General features: G+C 62.1%; 19 protein-coding genes. 16 read left to right on the top strand and 3 right to left on the bottom strand.

Annotated elements, in window-relative coordinates; genetic code table 11:
- The 13 genes from ftsW to dnaE all read left to right on the top strand — a co-directional run bounded on the left by ftsW (nt 1) and on the right by dnaE (nt 14,773).
- Entirely contained in the window at nt 1–1,311 is a 1,311-nt protein-coding gene (ftsW, locus tag ACIPY2_RS07295; protein ID WP_400265681.1) for a putative lipid II flippase FtsW, read from the top strand.
- Nucleotides 1,308–2,426 carry an undecaprenyldiphospho-muramoylpentapeptide beta-N-acetylglucosaminyltransferase gene (murG, locus tag ACIPY2_RS07290; RefSeq protein WP_400265680.1) on the top strand — a complete coding sequence of 373 codons (1,119 nt, stop codon included), beginning with the start codon at nt 1,308–1,310 and terminating at the stop codon, nt 2,424–2,426. The genes ftsW and murG overlap by 4 nt, the downstream gene beginning before the upstream one ends.
- Nucleotides 2,423–3,802: a UDP-N-acetylmuramate--L-alanine ligase gene (murC, locus tag ACIPY2_RS07285; protein ID WP_400265679.1), complete on the top strand. Its 1,380-nt coding sequence runs from the start codon at nt 2,423–2,425 to the stop codon at nt 3,800–3,802. The genes murG and murC overlap by 4 nt, the downstream gene beginning before the upstream one ends.
- On the top strand, nt 3,786–4,730 hold the full coding sequence (locus ACIPY2_RS07280) for a cell division protein FtsQ/DivIB (protein ID WP_400265678.1): 945 nt from the start codon (nt 3,786–3,788) through the stop codon (nt 4,728–4,730). Before murC ends, ACIPY2_RS07280 begins: the two co-directional genes overlap by 17 nt.
- 214 nt (nt 4,731–4,944) lie before the next feature.
- Nucleotides 4,945–6,165 (top strand): cell division protein FtsZ, encoded by a 1,221-nt coding sequence (gene ftsZ, locus ACIPY2_RS07275; protein WP_400265677.1) that lies wholly within the window; start codon nt 4,945–4,947, stop codon nt 6,163–6,165.
- Nucleotides 6,166–6,225: 60 nt separating this feature from the next.
- Entirely contained in the window at nt 6,226–6,933 is a 708-nt protein-coding gene (locus ACIPY2_RS07270) for a polyphenol oxidase family protein (protein ID WP_400265676.1), read from the top strand.
- Nucleotides 6,921–7,673 (top strand): YggS family pyridoxal phosphate-dependent enzyme, encoded by a 753-nt coding sequence (locus ACIPY2_RS07265; protein WP_400265675.1) that lies wholly within the window; start codon nt 6,921–6,923, stop codon nt 7,671–7,673. Before ACIPY2_RS07270 ends, ACIPY2_RS07265 begins: the two co-directional genes overlap by 13 nt.
- Before the next feature lie 86 nt (nt 7,674–7,759).
- Nucleotides 7,760–8,293 carry a cell division protein SepF gene (locus ACIPY2_RS07260; protein WP_400265674.1) on the top strand — a complete coding sequence of 178 codons (534 nt, stop codon included), beginning with the start codon at nt 7,760–7,762 and terminating at the stop codon, nt 8,291–8,293.
- 109 nt (nt 8,294–8,402) lie between these two features.
- Nucleotides 8,403–8,690, top strand: coding sequence for a YggT family protein (locus ACIPY2_RS07255; RefSeq protein WP_400265673.1), 288 nt, complete (start codon nt 8,403–8,405; stop codon nt 8,688–8,690).
- A gap of 157 nt (nt 8,691–8,847) precedes the next feature.
- The gene (locus tag ACIPY2_RS07250; RefSeq protein ID WP_400265672.1) at nt 8,848–9,537 is read left to right on the top strand and encodes a DivIVA domain-containing protein; all 690 of its coding nucleotides are present in this window, start codon (nt 8,848–8,850) and stop codon (nt 9,535–9,537) included.
- Nucleotides 9,538–9,635: 98 nt separating this feature from the next.
- Nucleotides 9,636–10,223 carry a signal peptidase II gene (gene lspA / locus ACIPY2_RS07245; protein WP_400265671.1) on the top strand — a complete coding sequence of 196 codons (588 nt, stop codon included), beginning with the start codon at nt 9,636–9,638 and terminating at the stop codon, nt 10,221–10,223.
- Nucleotides 10,216–11,142 carry an RluA family pseudouridine synthase gene (locus tag ACIPY2_RS07240; RefSeq protein WP_400265670.1) on the top strand — a complete coding sequence of 309 codons (927 nt, stop codon included), beginning with the start codon at nt 10,216–10,218 and terminating at the stop codon, nt 11,140–11,142. The genes lspA and ACIPY2_RS07240 overlap by 8 nt, the downstream gene beginning before the upstream one ends.
- 73 nt (nt 11,143–11,215) lie before the next feature.
- Nucleotides 11,216–14,773: a DNA polymerase III subunit alpha gene (gene dnaE / locus ACIPY2_RS07235; protein ID WP_400265669.1), complete on the top strand. Its 3,558-nt coding sequence runs from the start codon at nt 11,216–11,218 to the stop codon at nt 14,771–14,773.
- Between the two features lie 27 nt (nt 14,774–14,800).
- Here the strand turns inward: dnaE and ACIPY2_RS07230 are convergent, their stop codons facing one another.
- Nucleotides 14,801–15,259, bottom strand: coding sequence for a flavin reductase family protein (locus ACIPY2_RS07230; protein WP_400265761.1), 459 nt, complete (start codon nt 15,257–15,259; stop codon nt 14,801–14,803).
- 154 nt (nt 15,260–15,413) lie between these two features.
- Between ACIPY2_RS07230 and ACIPY2_RS07225 the strand changes: the two genes are divergently transcribed.
- The 3 genes from ACIPY2_RS07225 (at nt 15,414) to nrdR (ending at nt 17,979) form a co-directional block, all read left to right on the top strand.
- Nucleotides 15,414–15,947, top strand: coding sequence for a hypothetical protein (locus tag ACIPY2_RS07225; protein ID WP_400265668.1), 534 nt, complete (start codon nt 15,414–15,416; stop codon nt 15,945–15,947).
- Nucleotides 15,948–15,951: 4 nt separating this feature from the next.
- Nucleotides 15,952–17,325: a histidinol dehydrogenase gene (hisD, locus tag ACIPY2_RS07220; protein ID WP_400265667.1), complete on the top strand. Its 1,374-nt coding sequence runs from the start codon at nt 15,952–15,954 to the stop codon at nt 17,323–17,325.
- Nucleotides 17,326–17,487: 162 nt separating this feature from the next.
- The gene (gene nrdR / locus ACIPY2_RS07215) at nt 17,488–17,979 is read left to right on the top strand and encodes a transcriptional regulator NrdR (RefSeq protein ID WP_400265666.1); all 492 of its coding nucleotides are present in this window, start codon (nt 17,488–17,490) and stop codon (nt 17,977–17,979) included.
- Nucleotides 17,980–18,030: 51 nt separating this feature from the next.
- Here the strand turns inward: nrdR and ppgK are convergent, their stop codons facing one another.
- Both ppgK and map read right to left on the bottom strand, forming a co-directional pair.
- The gene (gene ppgK, locus ACIPY2_RS07210; RefSeq protein ID WP_400265665.1) at nt 18,031–18,834 is read right to left on the bottom strand and encodes a polyphosphate--glucose phosphotransferase; all 804 of its coding nucleotides are present in this window, start codon (nt 18,832–18,834) and stop codon (nt 18,031–18,033) included.
- A 72-nt stretch (nt 18,835–18,906) separates the two neighbouring features.
- Complete coding sequence (map, locus tag ACIPY2_RS07205; protein WP_400265664.1) at nt 18,907–19,785, bottom strand: type I methionyl aminopeptidase; 879 nt, start codon at nt 19,783–19,785, stop codon at nt 18,907–18,909.
- Nucleotides 19,786–19,823 lie beyond the last annotated feature (38 nt).

Here is a 19,823-nt window from a genome sequence, read left to right as displayed (position 1 = left end):
ATGGTCAGCACGCCCACCCGCAGCCGCGGCAAAGCGCCCGGCGACGGGAAAGAAAGGGCCGCGCAGGCAGCCGGAAAACAGCCCGCGGGTCTCCGCAGGCATCTCCGCGGCTTCTGGGAAAGCCTGGAGGGCAGGAGCAAGGCTCCCAACAGCTCCACGTACTACTTGATCCTTGGTTGCGCCATGGCTTTGACGGCCATTGGCGTGATGATGGTTCTTTCGGCCTCCAGCGTGGAGGCCATCTCGGAGGGTAAGTCTCCATACGCTGATGCATTGAAGCAGGCCATGTTCGGAGCCGTGGGGCTGGTGGCCATGTATGTCATTTCCCGGACGAACGTGAGCTGGATGAAGCGCCTGTCCTGGTGGGGCCTCGGTGCGGTGGTGGTCCTCCTTGCGGCGGTCCAGGTCTTCGGCCGCAGCACCTTGGGCAACCAAAACTGGCTCGACATCGGTGGAATCAGCATCCAGCCATCGGAAATTGCCAAGCTCGTTTTGTGTGTCTGGATCGCTGCCGTGTTGGCGCGCAAGGAGAAGTACCTGAACCGGTGGATGCATGTCATCATCCCGGTGGTGCCTGGAGCCGGGCTCGTCCTGGGCCTGATCCTCGTGGGCAATGACTTGGGCACGGCGATCGTGGTCATGGCGATCGTGGCTGCAGGACTCTTCTTCGCGGGTGTTCCAGGGAAGATGCTTGCCATCGCCGCTGCCCTGGGCGTCATCGGGGCAACGGCAATGACAGTCATCAGTCCCAACCGCATGTGCCGCGTTACGGCATGGCTCGGCATCGCAGGGGATTCATGCACCGCCGATTCGGACTTCACCTACCAGTCCACTAACGGGATGTACGGCTTGGCCCAAGGCAGCTGGACAGGTTTGGGGCTCGGCCAGAGCCGGCAAAAGTACAACTGGCTGCCTGAAGCCCACAACGACTTCATCTTCGCGATCATCGGCGAGGAACTGGGTTTGGTTGGCACCATTGTGGTGCTGGTCTTGTTCGCCATCCTCGGCATAGCGATCTTCCGGGTGGTGGTCCGCCAAACCGATCCTTTCCAGCGGACGCTCGCGGGCGGAATCATGGTGTGGCTCCTGGGCCAGGCGAGCATGAACATGGCTGTGGTGACCCAGCTCCTTCCAGTTATTGGTGTACCGCTGCCGTTCATCTCCGCAGGCGGCTCGGCTTTGGTGATGTCCCTAAGCGGCGTCGGCGTAGTGTTGTCCTTGGCCCGCGGCCAGCTACCTCCCCAACAGCGCCCCCGATTCTTACCGCGCTTCTCCTCCAAAACCGCACGAAAGCGTACCCGCACTTCATGACAACAGACTCACCCCAGTCCACCAAGCCGCTGTCCGTAGTTTTGGCCGGCGGAGGGACCGCCGGGCACATCAGTCCGCTACTTGCCATTGCGGACGCCATCAAGGCAAAGCGTCCCGATGCCGCCATGCTGGCAGTAGGGACCCCCACCGGCATGGAGACCCGGCTCATTCCTGCTGCCGGTTACGAGCTCGCCACGATCGACCGGGTACCGTTCCCACGGCGGCCGTCGCTGGACCTGCTGAGGTTGCCTGGCCGCCTCTCGGGGGCAGTCAAGCAAGCCGGCCGGATCCTGGACGATGCACGGGCGGACGTCCTCGTTGGTGTGGGTGGGTACGTGTGCACGCCAATGTACCTGGCTGCCCGTAAGCGCCGGATTCCGATCGTCATCCACGAGGCCAACATGAAGCCAGGGCTTGCGAACCGTGTGGGAGCCAGATTCAGCAGGCACGTTGCCGTTGCGTTTGCGGGCACCAGGCTTCGTGGTGCGCGACATGTCGGCATGCCGATGCGCCGCGCTATTTCGGCGTTGGACCGCGCTGCTGCGGCGGCCGGTGCAAAGTCATTGCTGGGCCTCGAACCCGGAAAGCCCGCGTTGATCGTCACGGGCGGTTCGTCCGGCGCGGCCAGCATCAACCGATCCATCGCGGCAGCGCTACCTGCCCTTGGAGCTGCAGGGATACAGACGCTGCACATCACCGGTACCGGAAAGGCCGTTACCAATGACGACGGCGGCCTGCTGACCGCTGCCGGCTACCGGCAGGTCGAGTATGTGGACGGCATGGAGAATGTCTATGCTGCCGCCGACGTACTCCTTGCGCGGGCGGGGGCGGCCACGGTCAGCGAAGTCTCGGCAGTAGGGGTGCCGGCGGTTTTTGTTCCCCTGCCGATCGGAAATGGGGAACAGGCCTTGAATGCCGAAGCTTTGGTGAAGGCCGGTGGCGCGCTGCTTGTTGAGGACAGGGACCTCACGCCTGAATGGCTGGAAACTACCCTCATACCGTTGTTGGGCGACCGGCAGCGGCTCGAAGACATGGCCCGGACGTCCGAGCGTCTTGGCATAAGAAACGCCGATCAGCGCATGGCTGATCTTGTCCTGGAAGCGGTATCCGCATGATGCAAACTGTTGTCCCTCTGGAGTCCCTGGGGCGCGTGCACTTTATTGGCATTGGCGGAGTGGGCATGTCCGCGGTGGCACGGATCATGGTTTCCCGTGGTGTGCCGGTCAGCGGCTCCGATGCAAAGGACCTACCGGTGATGCACGATCTCCAGGCCGCCGGAGCCCGAATCGACGTAGGCTACGATTCCGCCAACCTGGGCGATGCCAGCACGGTGGTTGCCGGCTCGGCAATTAGGGATGACAACCCGGAGTTGGCTGCTGCGCGGGCCGCCGGCATTCCTGTTCTGCACCGTTCCGAGGCCCTGGCCGCAACCATGGCGGGGCACCGGGTGGTCACGGTTGCCGGGACACACGGAAAGTCGACCACCACGTCCATGGTGGCCGTGCTGCTGAAAGAGGCCGGGGCCGATCCAACGTTCGCCATCGGCGCCAACGTGCCCGCCCTCGGTGTCAATGCAGCGGCGGGTGCCTCTGACATTTTTGTCGCCGAGGCCGATGAATCCGATGGATCGTTCCTCAATTACCAACCGCTCATAGCCGTAGTCACCAACGTCGAAGCGGACCACCTGGACCACTACGGGACGGCTGAGGCAGTCTACGCGTCCTTCGACAAGTTCGCGGCGCTCCTGCCGTCGGAAGGAGTGTTGCTGGCGTGTGCCGACGATGCCGGCGCGCGGGCGCTTGCGGGTCGGGTTGCCTCCCAAGGCAACACCCGGGTGTTGAAGTACGGAACCGCTGACGACGCCGATATCCGCCTTGAGGACGACGGGCCTGGTAGGGTCTCGGTCACGGTGGAGGGCGTCCGCTACCCTCTGGAGCTGCAGGTACCGGGCAGGCACAACGCCTTGAATGCTGCCGCAGCGTTTGGCGTTGCCTTGGAGCTTGGTGTTGACCCCCGGGCTGCCGCTGCGGCCCTCGGCCATTTCACGGGAGCTTCGCGGCGTTTTGAATTGAAGGGGCAGGGGAGGGGAGTGCGGGTCTATGATGACTACGCCCACCACCCAACCGAGGTGCGGGCCGCCCTGTCGGCGGCAAGGTCCGTCGCGGGGGACAAAAAGGTGCACGTCCTGTTCCAGCCGCACTTGTTCTCCAGGACCCGTGAATTCGCAGCCGAGTTCGCCGCGGCCCTGGACCTCGCGGACACCGCGCTGATCCTGGATATCTATCCGGCCCGTGAAGACCCCATTCCGGGCGTTACCAGCACGCTGATTACGGACAAGTTGTCACACGGGCATTTGGTGTCCGCCGATCAGGCCGTAACGGCAATTCTGGAAGCTGCATCGGAAGGCGACGTCATCCTGACGGTGGGGGCCGGCGACGTCACGTCATATGGTCCGGCCATCGTGGAGCAACTTGATGGCCAGCACGCGTAAGCCAACGTTCAAGCCCGGGACGGACTCCGCCAAAGCATCACCCCGATCTGTCAACGGGGCTGATGCCCGCGCTTCCGAGTCCGCCGCCGTCATCAGCGCCGAACGGCAAATGGAGAACGTGGGGGCGGCCGGCAAGGGAAACAATACCCAGCCGAAGCGGCCGCATAAAACAGGGAAAGCCAAAGCCGGCCGGCCTCGCTCCGGCGGCAACGTGATCGCCTTTCCCGAACCGAAACGCCTTCGTACCCGGCGTCACGTCCTGTGGACGCTGCTTGTTCTTGCTGCCGTGGTCGCTGTGGTGATTGCCGGTGCCGTCTTTTCGCCGGCGCTGGCTGTCCGAACCATCTCGGTGGACGGCACCAGGTTGTTGACCCCCGAGGTCGTGCAGAACGCCTTGTCCAAGGTCCAGGGCAAGCCGCTTCCACAGGTAACGGAGACGGAAGTCAATGAGTTGTTGAAACCGTTGGTGCAGGTTCGGTCCGCCACCATCGAGGCACGCCCGCCGTCGGAACTGCTGGTGCATGTGGAGGAGCGCGTACCCGTTGCCCTGTTGAAGCAGGGCGATTCGTTCGTCATGGTGGACGTTGATGGCGTCCAGCTTGGAACTGCCAAGGATCAATCGGCGGTACCGCTTCCACTGATCGACGCCGGGGCAGGGGCCACCAACACCGGGCTTTTCAAAGCGATCGCCCAGGTTTTGAATACTTTGCCGGCGGACGTGCTCGCGAGAATGTCTACGGCATCGGCTGCTTCGCCGGATGCTGTGGAGCTAAAATTGGTGGACGGAAAGACGGTAGTGTGGGGCAATGCCGAGGACAAGGAACTGAAGGCGAAAGCGCTTGAGGCTTTGCTCAAGATGCCTGCGGATCCCAAGGTTCCAGTGAGCGTCTACGACGTCAGCGTTCCACGGCATCCATTCACCAAATAGCTGTTTCACAAAGTAATCTGCGGCCGGTGGTGGTCTTGTTTTGCCTCAATCAGACGACACGCGCAAGCGGTCATTGCATGAGTGAAGCAGAGCAAATACCGTCGCTGTAGAGTTACTTGACATAACTATAACCTTCAACTAGAGGGTTAAGGTCCAAGAATTCAAGTTGGACTCGATCAGTTTCGCTATAGGACACAAGCAAGGGGCACGAAACGTGGCAGCACCGCAGAATTACTTGGCCGTCATCAAGGTCGTCGGCATCGGCGGCGGTGGCGTGAACGCAGTCAACCGGATGATTGAAGTCGGCCTTCGCGGCGTCGAGTTCATCGCCATCAACACTGACGCGCAGGCGCTGCTCATGAGCGACGCCGACGTCAAGCTCGACGTCGGACGCGAACTCACCCGCGGCCTCGGCGCGGGAGCCAACCCCGAGGTCGGTAAGCAGGCCGCCGAAGACCACGCCGATGAGATCGAGGAAGTGCTCCGAGGTGCCGACATGGTGTTCGTCACGGCCGGTGAAGGTGGTGGCACAGGCACGGGCGGGGCTCCCGTTGTGGCCCGCATCGCCCGTTCGCTTGGTGCCCTGACCATCGGTGTAGTCACCCGCCCCTTCACGTTCGAAGGCCGTCGTCGGGCAGGTTCTGCCGAAGCGGGTATCGACGCGCTCCGCGACGAAGTCGACACCCTGATCGTCATCCCTAACGACCGCCTCCTCTCCATCAGCGACCGCAACGTCTCTGTCCTGGACGCCTTCCGCTCCGCTGACCAGGTCCTTCTGTCCGGTGTCCAGGGCATCACGGACCTCATCACGACTCCCGGCTTGATCAACCTGGACTTCGCGGACGTCAAGTCGGTCATGCAGGGTGCAGGCTCGGCGTTGATGGGTATTGGGTCTGCCCGTGGTGAAGACCGCGCCGTCAAGGCCGCAGAGCTCGCCATTGCTTCTCCGCTCCTGGAAGCTTCGATTGATGGCGCCCACGGTGTCCTGCTCTCCATCCAGGGCGGCTCGGACCTCGGTCTGTTCGAGATCAACGAGGCCGCACGCCTGGTTCAGGAAGTCGCGCACCCCGAAGCGAACATCATCTTCGGTGCCGTCATTGATGACGCCTTGGGCGACGAAGCCCGCGTGACGGTCATCGCTGCAGGTTTCGACGACGTCAAGGCAACCTCGCCTTCGATGGACCAGTCGCGTCCGGCCCAAAACCCGGTCCCGGCAGACCGCCCGGCCGCACCGTCGGCAGCTCCGAGCAACGCAGCAGCGCCGCAGCATGCAACAGCCGGCATCGGCGCAGCCAGCCTGAGCAACTGGGGGCAGCAGCGTCCGTCCGCGCTCCCTGCCGACTCGGGCTTCGACGTCGATCTTCCCGCCGTGGTTGAGCCTGACCTGACGGGCAACCGCTCCGACGACCTCGACGTACCCGATTTCCTGAAGTAGGCCGACGGGCCTGAAATAAGTCGACAGGCCTGAAACAAAACCATAGGGAGTCAATACCAGGTGTTTTGGTGGCGCAACGAAGTCCGGCCCGGGATATCCGTGGCATTCACTGATACCGGTGCCGGCAACCTGGCGCTTCACGTCGGCGACGACCCGGAGTTGGTAGTCGGGCGCAGGCAGAAGTTGGAGTCGGCCCTGGAACTTGGCCCTAACCGCTTTCAGTACATGAATCAGGTCCATGGGAACCGCGTGGCAATGATCCGTGAATTTGGTGATGGGCCTACCGTCGATGCCATGGTGTCGGTTCCCGATGCTTCCGGGGCCGTGCAGCCCCTCGCCGTCATGGTGGCCGATTGCGTGCCGGTAGTCCTGGTGGGAGAAGACGCCGGGCATGTTCCCGTCGTCGGCGTCGCCCACGCGGGCCGCCCCGGCGTCGCGTCCGCGGTGGTGCCCGCTGCGGTGGCCGCGATGCGTGCCGAAGGAGCGGTCAATATCTCCGCTTGGATCGGACCCTCCATCTGTGGACGCTGCTACGAAGTCCCCGGCGCCCTGCGGGAGGACGTCGCCGCCGTCGTGCCGGCGGCATGGTCGGAAACGACGTGGGGGACACCGGCGTTGGACCTGCCTGCCGGTGTCAGGGCCCAGCTGGGCGACCTCGACATCCCGGTGGAGTATTCGGGCGGCTGCACTTTGGAAAACGAGGCTTTGTTCTCATACAGGCGGCACTCCCGCACGGGTCGATTTGCAGGTTTGGTGTGGACTCATTGAGCGGTTTCGAAACGGGCGGAGCGCCGTTGGACGCACGCGCGCAGCAGTTGGCGGAGCGTCTGGCGGCCGTCTCGCGGCGCATCGAGCAGGCAACTGCCGCCGCCGGAAGGACTGACCGGCCGCAACTGATTGTTGTCACCAAGTTCCATCCGGCTGAGGACGTCAGTCGTCTGGCTGCCCTTGGAGTCAAGGATGTGGGTGAGAATCGTGACCAAGAGGCTGCCGCCAAGTCCGCCGAACTGAACGGCCTGGAAGTCCGATGGCATTTCATTGGCCAACTGCAGAGCAACAAGGCGAAGTCGGTAGTGAGATATGCCTCGTCGGTACAGTCCATTGACCGCGTGCAACTTGTGTCCGCGCTTCAAAAGGCGATGGCCCGTGAGCAGGATGCAACGGGCCGCAGCGATCTTGATTGCTATATCCAGGTCACGTTGGATGACGACGCCGGAGCGCACCGCGGCGGTGCCCGGCCGGCCGACGTCGGGAGCTTGGCCGATGGGATAGAAGCCTCGCCTGGGCTGACACTGGCCGGGCTCATGGCTGTTGCTCCCCTGGGAGCCGATCCGGAAGCCGCCTTTGAGAAACTGGCCGGTATCTCCGCGGAACTCCGGAGGAACCATCCCCATGCTTCGGGGATCTCTGCCGGGATGAGCCAGGACCTGGAAGCTGCCATCAAGTTCGGGACGACACACCTGAGAATTGGCTCCGATATTCTCGGATCACGTCCGGCCGTGGGGTAGCGTCAAAGTATTGGAATGACGGGCCGGGGTTCCAACTACGTCAAGTCATGGCGGCCCGCCTACTGCAGAAACGATAGGAGTGCACCATGGCTGGCGCTCTGCGCAAGACAATGATCTATCTTGGGCTCGCCGACGGCGATGAACACTACGAATCTGAGCAGGCTGTCGCGCAACACGACGAAGAACGCCCCCAGTCACAGGAACGGGAAGAGCGCCGAGCTCCTGCACCGGTCCGGGAAGTTGTCCGTGAAATGCCCACTGTAGAAGCCGAAGAGGAATACCGCGCACCCGTGACACCCATCAAGCGTGCGGCGTCGAGCCGCGAAGACGCCTCCGGCTTGAGGCAAATCACCACTGTCCACCCGCGCTCCTACAACGATGCCAAGCTCATCGGCGAAAGCTTCCGGGATGGCATTCCGGTCATCATGAACGTCACCGATATGGGGGAAGCCGACGCCAAGCGCCTGGTGGATTTCTCCGCCGGTCTCGTTTTTGGCCTCCATGGCAGTATCGAGAGGGTGACCAACAAAGTTTTCCTGCTCTCTCCGTCCTACGTGGAAGTGATTGGCGACGACAAAAAGGCCAGCGAATCGCAGGCCAGCTTCTTCAACCAGAGCTGAGAACAGTCTTCATCTTCAGATGCCAGGCGGGTCATCCTGCCTGGCATCTGTGTTGCAATAGTAGGGACCGATCGGCATTCCGGAACAAGTGGGAGATCTGAGCTAACTCGTGGGCATTGTTTTCGGCCTTATCTATATTGTGTTGTTGCTGTTTTTCATTGCTCTGATCATCAGGTTGATCTTTGAATGGGTGCAGATGTTTGCGCGCCAGTGGCGGCCCCGGGGTGTGGCGTTGGTTACAGCCCATGTGGTCTATTCGGTGACGGACCCACCCTTGAAGCGCTTGCGGCGACTGATACCGCCCTTGCAACTCGGCGGAGTGTCCCTGGATTTGGGCTTCCTGGTCCTGATCATCGCCGTGAGCATCGCCATGGCGGTGAGCAGCGGCCTCGCTTAGCGCACCTGGGCAGGAATGCCCGTCCCGGGCCTCAGGGCCCGCAAATTCTCCAATTCAACACGATGGTGTTGAATTAGAGGAACCAGATGATATTTAGGTACCGTAGTTTTGAACGGCCGGAAGGCCTACTGACTAACTAGACCAACGAGGTGACCAGATGGCTTTGACGCCAGAAGACGTTGTCAACAAGCGCTTTCAGCCGACCAAGTTCCGCGAAGGCTACGACCAGGACGAGGTGGATGACTTCCTCGACGAGATCGTGGTTGAACTGCGCCGCCTGAACCAGGAGAACGACGAACTTCGCAAGAAGCTCAGCGAAGCTGGTTCGGCTGTGCCGGCGGCTGCTGCTCCGGCTCCGGTCGTTGAGAAGGTTCCGGCCCCCGTCAAGGTGGACAAGGAAGCCGAGGCGAAGGCCGAAGCTGAGGCCAAGGCTGCAGAGGCTGCCAAGAAGAAGGAAGCTGAGCAGGCTGCTGCTGCCGCCAAGGCGCCTGCCGCGAACAACACGGTCACCCCCTCTGCCGAGTCCGCTGCCGGCCTGCTCGCCATGGCACAGCAGATGCACGACAAACACGTTGCCGATGGTGCGCAGCAGAAGGAAAAGATCATTGCCGAGGCGCAGATCGAAGCCTCCAGCCTGGTCAACGACGCGCAGGAGAAGTCCCGCAAGATCCTTGGCGCCCTGGAGCAGCAGCGCTCGGTGCTCGAGCGCAAGGTTGAGCAGCTGCGTGGCTTCGAACGTGACTACCGCTCCCGCCTGAAGGCCTACATCGAAGGCCAGCTCCGTGACCTCGACGCCCGTGGTTCCGTAGCTGCCCCGGAGGTCGGCGAAGCGACGGCCGACGTTTAGCAAGTATTCTGAAAGCCGGTGGCTGAGGACTCCTCGGCCGCCGGCTTTTGCTGTTAACGCCTTGGCGTTTCCCACTACGGTTCACGAATGAAAGCCCTATGACCGACGACTTTCCCGGCAGCACGCCGCAGGCCGCGCCCGCTGTCCAACGAAAATGGCGCCCTGCCCTGATCTGGCTTTTCGCAGGCTTCGCGGTATTTGCCTACGTTTTTGACCAGCTCACCAAGCTCTGGGTGACCAGCACCATGACAGAAGGTGAAAGGATTCCCGTCCTGCCACCCCTGCTCCATTGGTACTACATCCGCAACTCGGGGGCGGCCTTCTCCATAGGCGAGAACGTCACGTGGATCTTCACTATCGTGATGGCGGCTGTCTCCGTAGCCATCCTCTTCCAGCTGCGGCGGCTTGGCTCAGCCTGGTGGGCCCTCTCGCTGGGTCTGCTCTTGGGGGGAGCCTTGGGGAACCTAACGGACCGGCTCTTCCGTGAGCCGTCGTTCGCGATGGGCCACGTGGTGGACTTCATCCAGTTGCCGAATTTCGCGATCTTCAACATTGCCGATTCAGCCGTGGTTTCCGGCGTCGTCATCATTTGCCTCTTGACCCTTCGTGGTATCGGCATGGACGGCAAGCGCCACGCGGCGGGCAAGCCTGTGAAAGACCGCCCTGAGGAGCCGGCCGGTGAGTGAAACGGTTGTTGTTCCCGAGGCTTTGGCGGGAGCCCGGGCGGACGCGGGGCTGGCCAAACTGCTGGAGATCTCACGCTCGGCTGCTGCACTCCTGATTGCCGAAGGAAACGTGACGAGCGCGGGTACTGCCCTGGGAAAGTCGGCAAAACTCGTTGCGGGTGCCGTCCTGGAAGTTACCGTGCCGGAACGGCCGGACCCCTTGGAAGTCGTGGAGGAAGTTGTGGAAGGCCTGAAGATCCTGCTGGATGACGAGGATTTCGTCGTCATCGATAAGCCTGTGGGCGTTGCTGCGCATCCATCTCCGGGCTGGGTGGGTCCCACGGTGGTTGGTGGCCTCGCAGGCGCGGGGTACCGGATTTCCACTTCCGGAGCGCCCGAACGGGCCGGTATCGTTCACCGGCTCGACGTCGGCACGTCGGGCGTGATGGTGGTAGCGAAGACGGAGCATGCGTATACCGTGCTCAAGCGGGCGTTCAAGGAACGTACGGTGGACAAGGTTTACCACGCTGTGGTGCAGGGTCTTCCGGATCCGTTGGAGGGCACGATCGATGCTCCGATCGGCCGTCATCCAGGACACGATTGGCGGTTCGCCGTGATTGAGGACGGCCGCCCGTCGGTGACTCACTACGAGGTCCTGGAAGCGTTCGGCAAGGCCACCCTGGTGGAGGTCCACCTGGAAACAGGCCGCACCCACCAGATTCGTGTGCACTTCTCGGCGTTGCGTCATCCGTGCGCGGGTGATCTTACCTACGGCGCCGATCCCCGCCTCGCCGCGACCCTGGGCCTCACCCGGCAATGGCTGCATGCACGGAAACTGGGTTTCAACCACCCCCGTTCGGGTGACTGGGTTGAAGTGACCAGTGAATATCCGGCTGATCTGCAATATGCACTGGATTTGCTCGCAAGTGGAGCTGCCTGATCCATGGCAATGGTCCCGCGGCCCGGCCTTGCCGGTCCCAGTTCCGTCAGTGGGTAGACGGTAGACTGTCGGGGTGAGTTCCAGCAATGATTCGTTTGTCCACCTGCACACCCACACCGAGTACTCCATGCTGGATGGAGCAGCCAGGCTTGGCGAACTCTTTGATGAGACTGAGCGTTTGGGCATGCCTGCCTTGGCCACTACGGACCATGGTTACCTTTTCGGGTCCTTCGACTTTTGGCGCAAAGCCACGGACAAAGGCATCAAGCCCATCATCGGCGTCGAAGCCTATGTCACCCCCGGAACAGCACGGGGGGACAAAGAACGTGTCCGGTGGGGAGACGAGAGCCAGCGCAAGGACGATGTTTCCGGTGGTGGCTCCTATACCCACATGACGCTGTTGAGCTACAACAACGTGGGCATGCGGAATCTTTTCCGTGCATCGTCCATTGCGTCGCTGGATTCCGTGTTCGGCAAGTGGCCCCGTTTGGACCGCGAACTGCTCAACACTTACTCGGAAGGGCTCATTGCCACCACGGGCTGCCCGTCGGGTGAGGTGCAGACCCGGCTGCGGCTTGGCCAGTACCGGGAGGCCGTGGAAGCCGCCGCCGAGTTCCGGGACATTTTCGGCGCCGAGAACTACTTCTGCGAGTTGATGGACCACGGCCTGGACATCGAGCGGCGGGTCACTGGGGATCTGCTGCGGCTGGCGAAGGAACTTAACCTCCCTCTGGTAGCCACCAACGACCTCCACTACACCCACGAACACGACGCCAAAGCGCACGAGGCCTTGCTGGCCATCCAGTCCGGCTCCACGCTGCTGGAGCCAACATACGACAACGGCGGTTCGCGCTTCGCGTTCTCGGGCAGCGGCTACTACCTGAAGTCTCCGCAGGAAATGCGGGAGCTGTTCCGGGACCATCCGGATGCCTGCGACAACACGCTCCTGATCGCCGAGCGCTGCGAAGTGTCCTTCAACACCGGCGCCAACTACATGCCCCGTTTCCCTTGCCCGCCCGGAGAAGACGAAACCTCCTGGCTGGTCAAAGAGGTGGACAAAGGCCTGGCGTACCGTTACCCGCAGGGTGTGCCCGACAAGGTACGCAAGCAGGCCGATTACGAGCTTGAGGTCATCACCTCCATGGGCTTCCCCGGATACTTCCTGGTGGTGGCCGACTTCATCAACTGGGCAAAGAACAATGGCATCCGCGTGGGACCGGGCCGTGGTTCCGGTGCCGGATCCATGGTTGCCTACGCCATGCGAATCACCGACCTCGACCCGCTCCAGCACGGCCTGATCTTCGAGCGCTTCCTCAACCCTGACCGCGTTTCCATGCCCGACTTCGACGTCGACTTCGATGATCGCCGCCGTTCGGAAGTGATCGACTACGTCACAAGGAAGTACGGCGACGAACGCGTGGCGATGATCGTGACCTATGGAACCATCAAGACCAAGCAGGCGCTCAAGGACTCTTCGCGCGTGCTGGGCTACCCGTTCAGCATGGGGGAGACGCTGACCAAGGCCCTTCCGCCGGCCGTAATGGCCAAGGACATCCCGCTGGCGGACATCCAGAACCCTGAGGCCAAGCGCTACAGCGAGGCGGGGGACTTCCGGCAACTCATAGCCACCGACCCTGAAGCCGCCAAGGTCTTTGAAACGGCGCTGGGCATCGAGGGCCTGAAACGCCAATGGGGTGTGCACGCTGCCGGTGTGATCATGTCCTCGGACCCCATCATCGACGTCATTCCGATTATGCGCCGATTCCAGGACGGCCAGGTCATCACCCAGTTCGATTACCCCACGTCCGAGGGCCTCGGCCTGATCAAGATGGACTTCCTGGGGCTGCGAAACCTCACGATCATTTCGGACGCCCTGGAAAACATCAAGATGAACCGGGGCGTCGAGCTCGACCTCGAAACCCTGGAACTGGACGACGCAGCGTCCTACGAGCTTCTGGCCCGCGGCGACACCTTGGGCGTATTCCAGCTCGACGGCGGTCCCATGCGGTCGCTGCTGAAGCTCATGAAGCCTGACAACTTCGAAGACATCTCCGCAGTCCTTGCCCTGTACCGGCCTGGACCCATGGGCGCCAACGCCCACACGGACTATGCCTTGCGCAAGAACGGCATCCAGGAGGTCATCCCGATCCACCCTGAGCTTGAGGAACCGCTCAAGGAAATCCTTGGCGGGACCTTCGGCCTGATCGTGTACCAGGAGCAGGTCATGGCCGTGGCGCAGAAGCTGGCAGGCTACTCGCTGGGCCAGGCAGACATCCTCCGGCGTGCCATGGGTAAGAAGAAGAAGTCGGAACTGGACAAGCAGTTTGCCGGATTCTCCCAAGGCATGCAGGACAACGGCTACTCCATGGAAGCCGTCAAGACGCTCTGGGACATCCTCCTTCCCTTCTCCGACTATGCCTTCAACAAGGCGCACTCGGCTGCGTACGGAGTGATTTCCTACTGGACCGCCTACCTGAAAGCCCATTACGCGCCGGAGTACATGGCCGCTTTGCTGACGTCCGTTGGTGATGACAAAGACAAGTCTGCGATCTACCTCAACGAGTGCCGCCGGATGGGTATCACCGTGCTCCCGCCGGACGTCAACGAATCGTCGCTGAACTTTACTCCGGTGGGAACGGACATCCGCTTTGGAATGGGGGCAATCCGGAACGTCGGCGTAAACGTCGTGGAAGCCATGGTCGCGGCCCGAACGACAGAAGGTGCCTACACCTCATTCAAGGACTTCCTCATGAAGGTCCCGGCGATCGTGTGCAACAAGCGCACCATCGAGTCGCTGATCAAGGCCGGGGCATTCGACTCGCTGGGCCACCACCGCCGCGCCTTGGCCATGATCCACGAAGAAGCCATCGACTCCGTCATTACGCTCAAGCGAAATGAGGCGATCGGACAGTTCGATCTCTTTGCCGGCTTCGAGGACCAGGAACCTGAGGCCTCGCTCACAACGGAAATTCCGGACCTGCCTGAGTGGGAGAAAAAGGACAAGTTGTCCTTCGAACGGGACATGCTGGGCCTTTACGTTTCCGACCACCCGCTGCAGGGCCTGGAAGGTGTACTGAGCCAGCACGCGGAGATGTCCATTACCTCGATCATTGCCGAAGACGGACCGCACGACGGCGCTATTGTCACCATCGCCGGGATGATCACATCACTGAGCCGGCGCATCGCCAAGGCCAGTGGCAACGCCTACGCACGCGCCGAGATCGAGGACCTTGGCGGTTCGATGGAAGTCATGTTCTTCGGCCAGGTCTATGGTCCCATCGCGTCGGTATTGGCGGAGGATCTCATTGTGGTGGTCAAGGGCCGTCTGCAACGCCGGGACGACGGAGCGGTCACCCTGAACTGCATGGAGTTGTCCGTTCCCGATCTCAGCGAAAGCGTTAATGGCCCCGTGGTGATCACCATCCCCACGTTCAAGGCCACGGAGACGGTGGTGACGGACCTCCGCGATGTACTGCGCACGCACAGGGGCAACTCTGAAGTCCGGCTGAAACTCATGGGCGATACCAAGGTGGAGGTCATGGGCCTGCCGGTTCACCTCCGGGTCAATCCCAGCCCATCGCTGTTCGGTGACTTGAAGGTCCTGCTGGGGCCGGCCTGCCTGGACAACTGATCCAAATCCAGGCGCGTCGCTGGACTGCTATATCTCGTAGTCCAGCGGCGTCGGCTTGCTGTAGGCCCCGCTGTGGTAGAGCAGGGGAGTGCCCGTTTCGCCGACCTGGCCATCAACCACCTCGACTACCACTACGGCGTTGTTCTCGAAGGACAGGCGCATCTGGATCTTTCCAACCAGCCATCCCGTGACGTCCTTGAGGATGGGGACACCGTGTGGACCCGGCTCCCAGTGGTCGCCGTCGAAACGGTCCCTGGTGCGGGCGAAGCGGTCCGCCAGTGCCTGGTTTTCAAGGCCGAGCATGTGGACGCCGATGTAGGTCGCGTTGGCGACGGCCGGCCAGGAACTCGAACTCCTGGCCATATTGAACGTGAACCGCGGCGGCTCCGCGGAAAGGGAAGCGACCGAGGTTGCCGTGAAGCCGAACGGCTTGTCGTTCAAATTTGCCGTGATGATGGCGACTCCGGCCGCATGGCGTCGGAACATTTCCCTGAAAGTCTGCTCAAAACCGGGTACGGCGTTTGCCACTGTTGTTGCTCTCCTGGGCTGGGGGCCTGGCGTCTTCCTTCAGGGTATGCCCCGGCGGCCCTTGCATCCGCATTTTCCCGGACCCACGTAAACCTTTGTTAATGTGAGTGGCATGACCGAGCCAACTGTTGATGTCCCGAGGGAAGCCGCGCCACCTCCCCGTACCGCTTTTTGGCGTTCGCGGGATACCCTCTGGCTGATTATTCCTGCATTGGCCGGCGTCGTGTTGGGCGTGCTGTGGTGGGTTCTTGCTCCCGGTGGCTTGAACGTGCTCTCCGGCAATCCGGAACTCGCGAATCCATCGAACCCGGGTTCATGGCTGCCTCGGGACCTGGTTCTCGCCGCCATCATGGTGGCCGCCGGTTGTGTGGTGGGACTGGCCCTCGACGGGAAGTTGAACGGAGCCGGAACCGGGCGCCGGTTCGGGCTGGCGCTGGCCGGTGGCGCCGTCGGGGCAGCGGTGTCCTGGGCGGTCGGCCTGCTCGCCGCGCAGCTGTGGGGTACGGCTCCCGATCCTGCACTTGGGCCGGAGTACGGGTTTACCTTGCGCTCCTACGCAGTGCTCCTGCTGTGGCCGTGTGCCACTGCCTTTGTGACCTTCATCCTGGGCCTGTTCGGGGTTCTCTCCCGCAAGCCCGTAAAATAGCCGGGTGAGCACACCTTCGGATACTTCCTCCACTGCCACGGCGTCCCTGAATTTCCGCAGTATCGACTTCCGTGGCCGGCATCTCTCTTTGGCAGAACTTCGTTCTGCGGTTCCGCGCGCGCAGCATCAAACGCTCGCTGATGCCGAGCACAAGGTCCTGGACATCATTGCCGACGTCCGCAGCCGCGGCTTTGCCGCTCTGGGGGACCTCGCCCGCAATTTCGACGGCGTGGAGCAGTCACACCCGCGCGTGCCGGCGGAGGCGCTGGTCAAGGCATTGGCAGAGCTTGATCCCGGAGTACGGGCAGCATTGGAAGAATCGATCAGCCGGGCCACGCAGTTCGCGGAAAAGCAGCGGCCTGCCAACGTCGACGTTGCCCTCGGTGACGGTGCCGTAGTCAGCCAGAACTGGATTCCGGTTGGGCGTGTTGGCCTTTACGTACCCGGCGGGCTGGCCCCCTTGGCTTCCTCCGTCATCATGAACGTGGTGCCTGCGGTGGCGGCCGGTGTGGAATCCATTGCTTTGGCATCGCCTCCCCAGAAGGATTTCGGCGGCCTACCGCACCCCACCATCCTGGCCGCTGCCTCGTTGCTGGGCATCGATGAGGTTTATGCCATCGGTGGTGCGCAGGCGATCGTGTCCTTCGCCTACGGTATCCCGGGATCCGGCGAGGAACTGCCCATCGAGCCCGTCGACGTCGTCACGGGTCCGGGCAACATCTTCGTGGCCACGGCAAAGCGCCTGGTCAAGGGCGTGGTGGGTATCGACTCCGAGGCCGGCACGACGGAGATTGCCATTTTGGCCGACTCGACCGCGCAGGCCCCGCTCGTCGCGGCCGATCTGATCAGCCAGGCCGAGCACGATCCCAAGGCCGCGTCCGTGCTGGTGACCGACTCCGAAGAACTGGCCGGCGCCGTCGTGGTTGAACTCAGGCGACAAGCTGGCGCCACCAAGCACAGTTCGCGCGTATGCGAGGCATTGTCCGGTCCGCAGTCGGGCGTAGTGCTGGTTGACGACTTGGAGCAGGGGATCGCAGTGTGCAATGCGTATGCAGCGGAACACCTGGAGATCATGACTGCCGACGCGCCTTCCGTGGCGTCCCGGATCCGCAACGCCGGAGCGGTCTTTGTGGGTGACTACAGCCCGGTCAGCCTGGGTGACTACTGTGCCGGATCCAACCACGTATTGCCCACGAGCGGTACAGCAGCATTCTCATCCGGGTTGAACGTCACCACGTTCCTGCGCGCAGTCCAGGTCATCAACTACTCACGGACCGCCTTGGAAGAGGTCAGTGGCCATATCGTCAGCCTTTCCGGCGCCGAGGACCTTCCAGGGCACGGAGACGCCGTGAAGATCCGTTTTGCCGAGCGGTCCTGACCACTACATATAAGGGTGCCCACCACTACATATAGTAGTTACACGCTTGTCATTAGGGCACTGGTGATCGTAAACTGGTGCCGGAGATAACCTCCGGCACCTTTTGCGTCCGCACGCACGGACCAGCACTTTCAGGCCGGAGCCAATCAGGGGAGGCCCAGCGTGTATTGTCCGTTCTGCCGGAATCCTGATTCCCGCGTTGTCGACAGCCGTATGGCCGACGACGGTTCTTCCATCCGCCGTCGTCGTCAGTGCCCCGAGTGCGGGCGCCGATTCACCACGGTCGAGACCACTAGCTTGTCGGTGATCAAACGCTCGGGAGTTGGCGAACCCTTTAGCAGGATCAAGGTCATCAGCGGAGTCCGTAAGGCCTGCCAGGGCCGTCCGGTCACGGAAGACGACCTTGCCATGCTGGCCCAGGAAGTGGAAGAGAACATCCGGTCCTCGGGTGCTGCCGAAATTGATGCGCATGAGGTGGGACTCGCCATCCTTGGCCCCCTCCGCAAACTCGACGAAGTGGCTTATCTCCGGTTTGCCAGCGTTTATCAGGCCTTCGAATCGTTGGAAGACTTCGAATCGGCTATTGCCCTCTTGCGACACGAGGCAGAAGCCCATGCAAAGGAAGCCAGGGGCGCCCAAAAGAGCCAACTCTGACTCCGGTGGCGGCCGCGGAGGGGAAGCCGCAGGCCGCCACCGGCACTGTGCCTAGTTGGCCAGTTTATAGTGGAGTGCCACTTCAAGCGCGGCACCAACGATCCCGGCGTCGTTCTTCAGCTTTGCCGTGACGATCTTCGTGCGAAGCTCAAGGTGGGGGAAGTACTCGTCCGACCGCTTTGAGATTCCGCCGCCCACGATGAAAAGCTCGGGGGAGAAGAGGAACTCCACGTGTTGGAGGTACCGGTTCAGCAGTACGCCGTATTCATCCCAGCTCAGGCCGTCGCGTTCCCGGGCCACCGCTGAAGCCTTGGTTTCGGCGTCGAAGCCGTCCACTTCGAGGTGCCCCAGTTCGGCGTTGGGGACCAACTGCCCGTTGAAAATGAATGCCGAACCAATGCCAGTGCCCAGGGTGATGACCAGGACGGTGCCGTCCACGCCTTCACCTGCGCCGTAGCGGGCTTCCGCCAGGCCTGCGGCGTCGGCGTCGTTGATCACCTCAACAGGACGGCCAAGCCGCTCCGTGAATTTCTTGTCGATATCGGTGTTCAACCAGGACTTGTCCACGTTGGCGGCCGAGTGGACCACCCCGTGCTGGATAATTCCTGGGAACGTCACACCCACGGGAGACCCGGGAGCAGGCGCATCGGGCCGGCCCATGAGCTCCTCGACGATTTCGGCAACGACCTCGGCCACGGCCTCCGGAGTAGCGGGCTGCGGCGTAGGCACGCGGAAGCGATCACCGATCAGCTTGCCCTTCTTGAGGTCGACGATGCCGCCCTTGATTCCGGTACCGCCAATGTCGATTCCGATCAACGGCGCGTGCTTGTGTGTCTTCTCATCCTTTTTGGACAATTCAATTCCGATCGTGGCAGGAGGGATGGAGATGCCACAGCCACAGTTGGCTGCGTGGACCTTCCGGATGGATCAGGGAAGGGTAAGGATTTCCGCGCCGGTCTCCGTGACCAGCAAGGTGTGTTCGAACTGGGCAGTGCGTTTGCGGTCCCTGGTCACAACGGTCCAGTCATCCGCCCACATATCCCATTCGATGGTGCCGAGGGTCAGCATGGGCTCGATCGTGAACACCATGCCTGCCTCGATCACTGTGTTGTACGCCGGAGCGGCATCATAGTGGGGAATGATGAGGCCCGTATGGAAGGCCTCACCCACTCCGTGTCCGGTAAAGTCCCGGACCACGCCATAGCCGAACCGTTTGGCGTACGACTGGATGGCCCGGCCTATGACATTGATCTCGCGGCCGGGGGCCACGGCCTTGATGGCCCGGTTGAGCGACTCCTGCGTACGCTCAACCAGCAGACGGGATTCCTCATCCACGTCGCCAACCAGGAAAGTGAAGTTGGTGTCCCCGTGGACACCATTGATGAACGCCGTGATATCGATGTTGATGATGTCCCCGTCCTGCACCACGGTGGAGTCCGGAATGCCGTGGCAGATCACCTCATTCAGCGAGGAGCAGAGCGACTTGGGGAACCCCCGGTATCCGAGCGTGGATGGATAGGCGTTGTGGTCCAGAAGGAATTCGTGGCCGATCCGATCCAGCTGGTCGGTGGTGACTCCGGGCTGGATATGCTTGCCGACTTCCACGATCGCCTGGGCTGCTATGCGGCCGGCGATCCTGATCTTCTCGATCGTTTCCGCAGACTTGACCTCGGACCCGGTGAACTTTGCCGGTGCTTTCTTCCCCACGTACTCAGGACGAACGATCGACGCCGGCACAGGGAGCTCCGGGCTGATTGTCCCGGGGGTGAGCGTGCCGATGGGTGCGGTCAAAGCTGGAGAAGGCATAGATTGATCATATAAGGCACGCAAGAGACGCAGGTAAC

Source organism: Paenarthrobacter sp. NPDC089675 (genome assembly GCF_044749185.1).
In the GTDB taxonomy this organism is placed as follows: Bacteria; Actinomycetota; Actinomycetes; order Actinomycetales; family Micrococcaceae; genus Arthrobacter.
This window is presented reverse-complemented; position numbering and strand designations above follow the sequence as displayed.

What these genes read in the sequence shown, in the direction of transcription:
- lspA (WP_400265671.1), top strand. Translation starts at nt 9,636, where the DNA reads ATGACCGACGACTTTCCCGGCAGCACGCCGCAGGCCGCGCCCGCTGTC.
- ACIPY2_RS07230 (WP_400265761.1), bottom strand. Translation starts at nt 15,259, where the DNA reads ATGTTCCGACGCCATGCGGCCGGAGTCGCCATCATCACGGCAAATTTG.
- ACIPY2_RS07250 (WP_400265672.1), top strand. Translation starts at nt 8,848, where the DNA reads ATGGCTTTGACGCCAGAAGACGTTGTCAACAAGCGCTTTCAGCCGACC.
- map (WP_400265664.1), bottom strand. Translation starts at nt 19,785, where the DNA reads ATGCCTTCTCCAGCTTTGACCGCACCCATCGGCACGCTCACCCCCGGG.
- ftsW (WP_400265681.1), top strand. Translation starts at nt 1, where the DNA reads ATGGTCAGCACGCCCACCCGCAGCCGCGGCAAAGCGCCCGGCGACGGG.
- ACIPY2_RS07280 (WP_400265678.1), top strand. Translation starts at nt 3,786, where the DNA reads ATGGCCAGCACGCGTAAGCCAACGTTCAAGCCCGGGACGGACTCCGCC.
- murC (WP_400265679.1), top strand. Translation starts at nt 2,423, where the DNA reads ATGATGCAAACTGTTGTCCCTCTGGAGTCCCTGGGGCGCGTGCACTTT.
- ACIPY2_RS07260 (WP_400265674.1), top strand. Translation starts at nt 7,760, where the DNA reads ATGGCTGGCGCTCTGCGCAAGACAATGATCTATCTTGGGCTCGCCGAC.
- ACIPY2_RS07225 (WP_400265668.1), top strand. Translation starts at nt 15,414, where the DNA reads ATGACCGAGCCAACTGTTGATGTCCCGAGGGAAGCCGCGCCACCTCCC.
- murG (WP_400265680.1), top strand. Translation starts at nt 1,308, where the DNA reads ATGACAACAGACTCACCCCAGTCCACCAAGCCGCTGTCCGTAGTTTTG.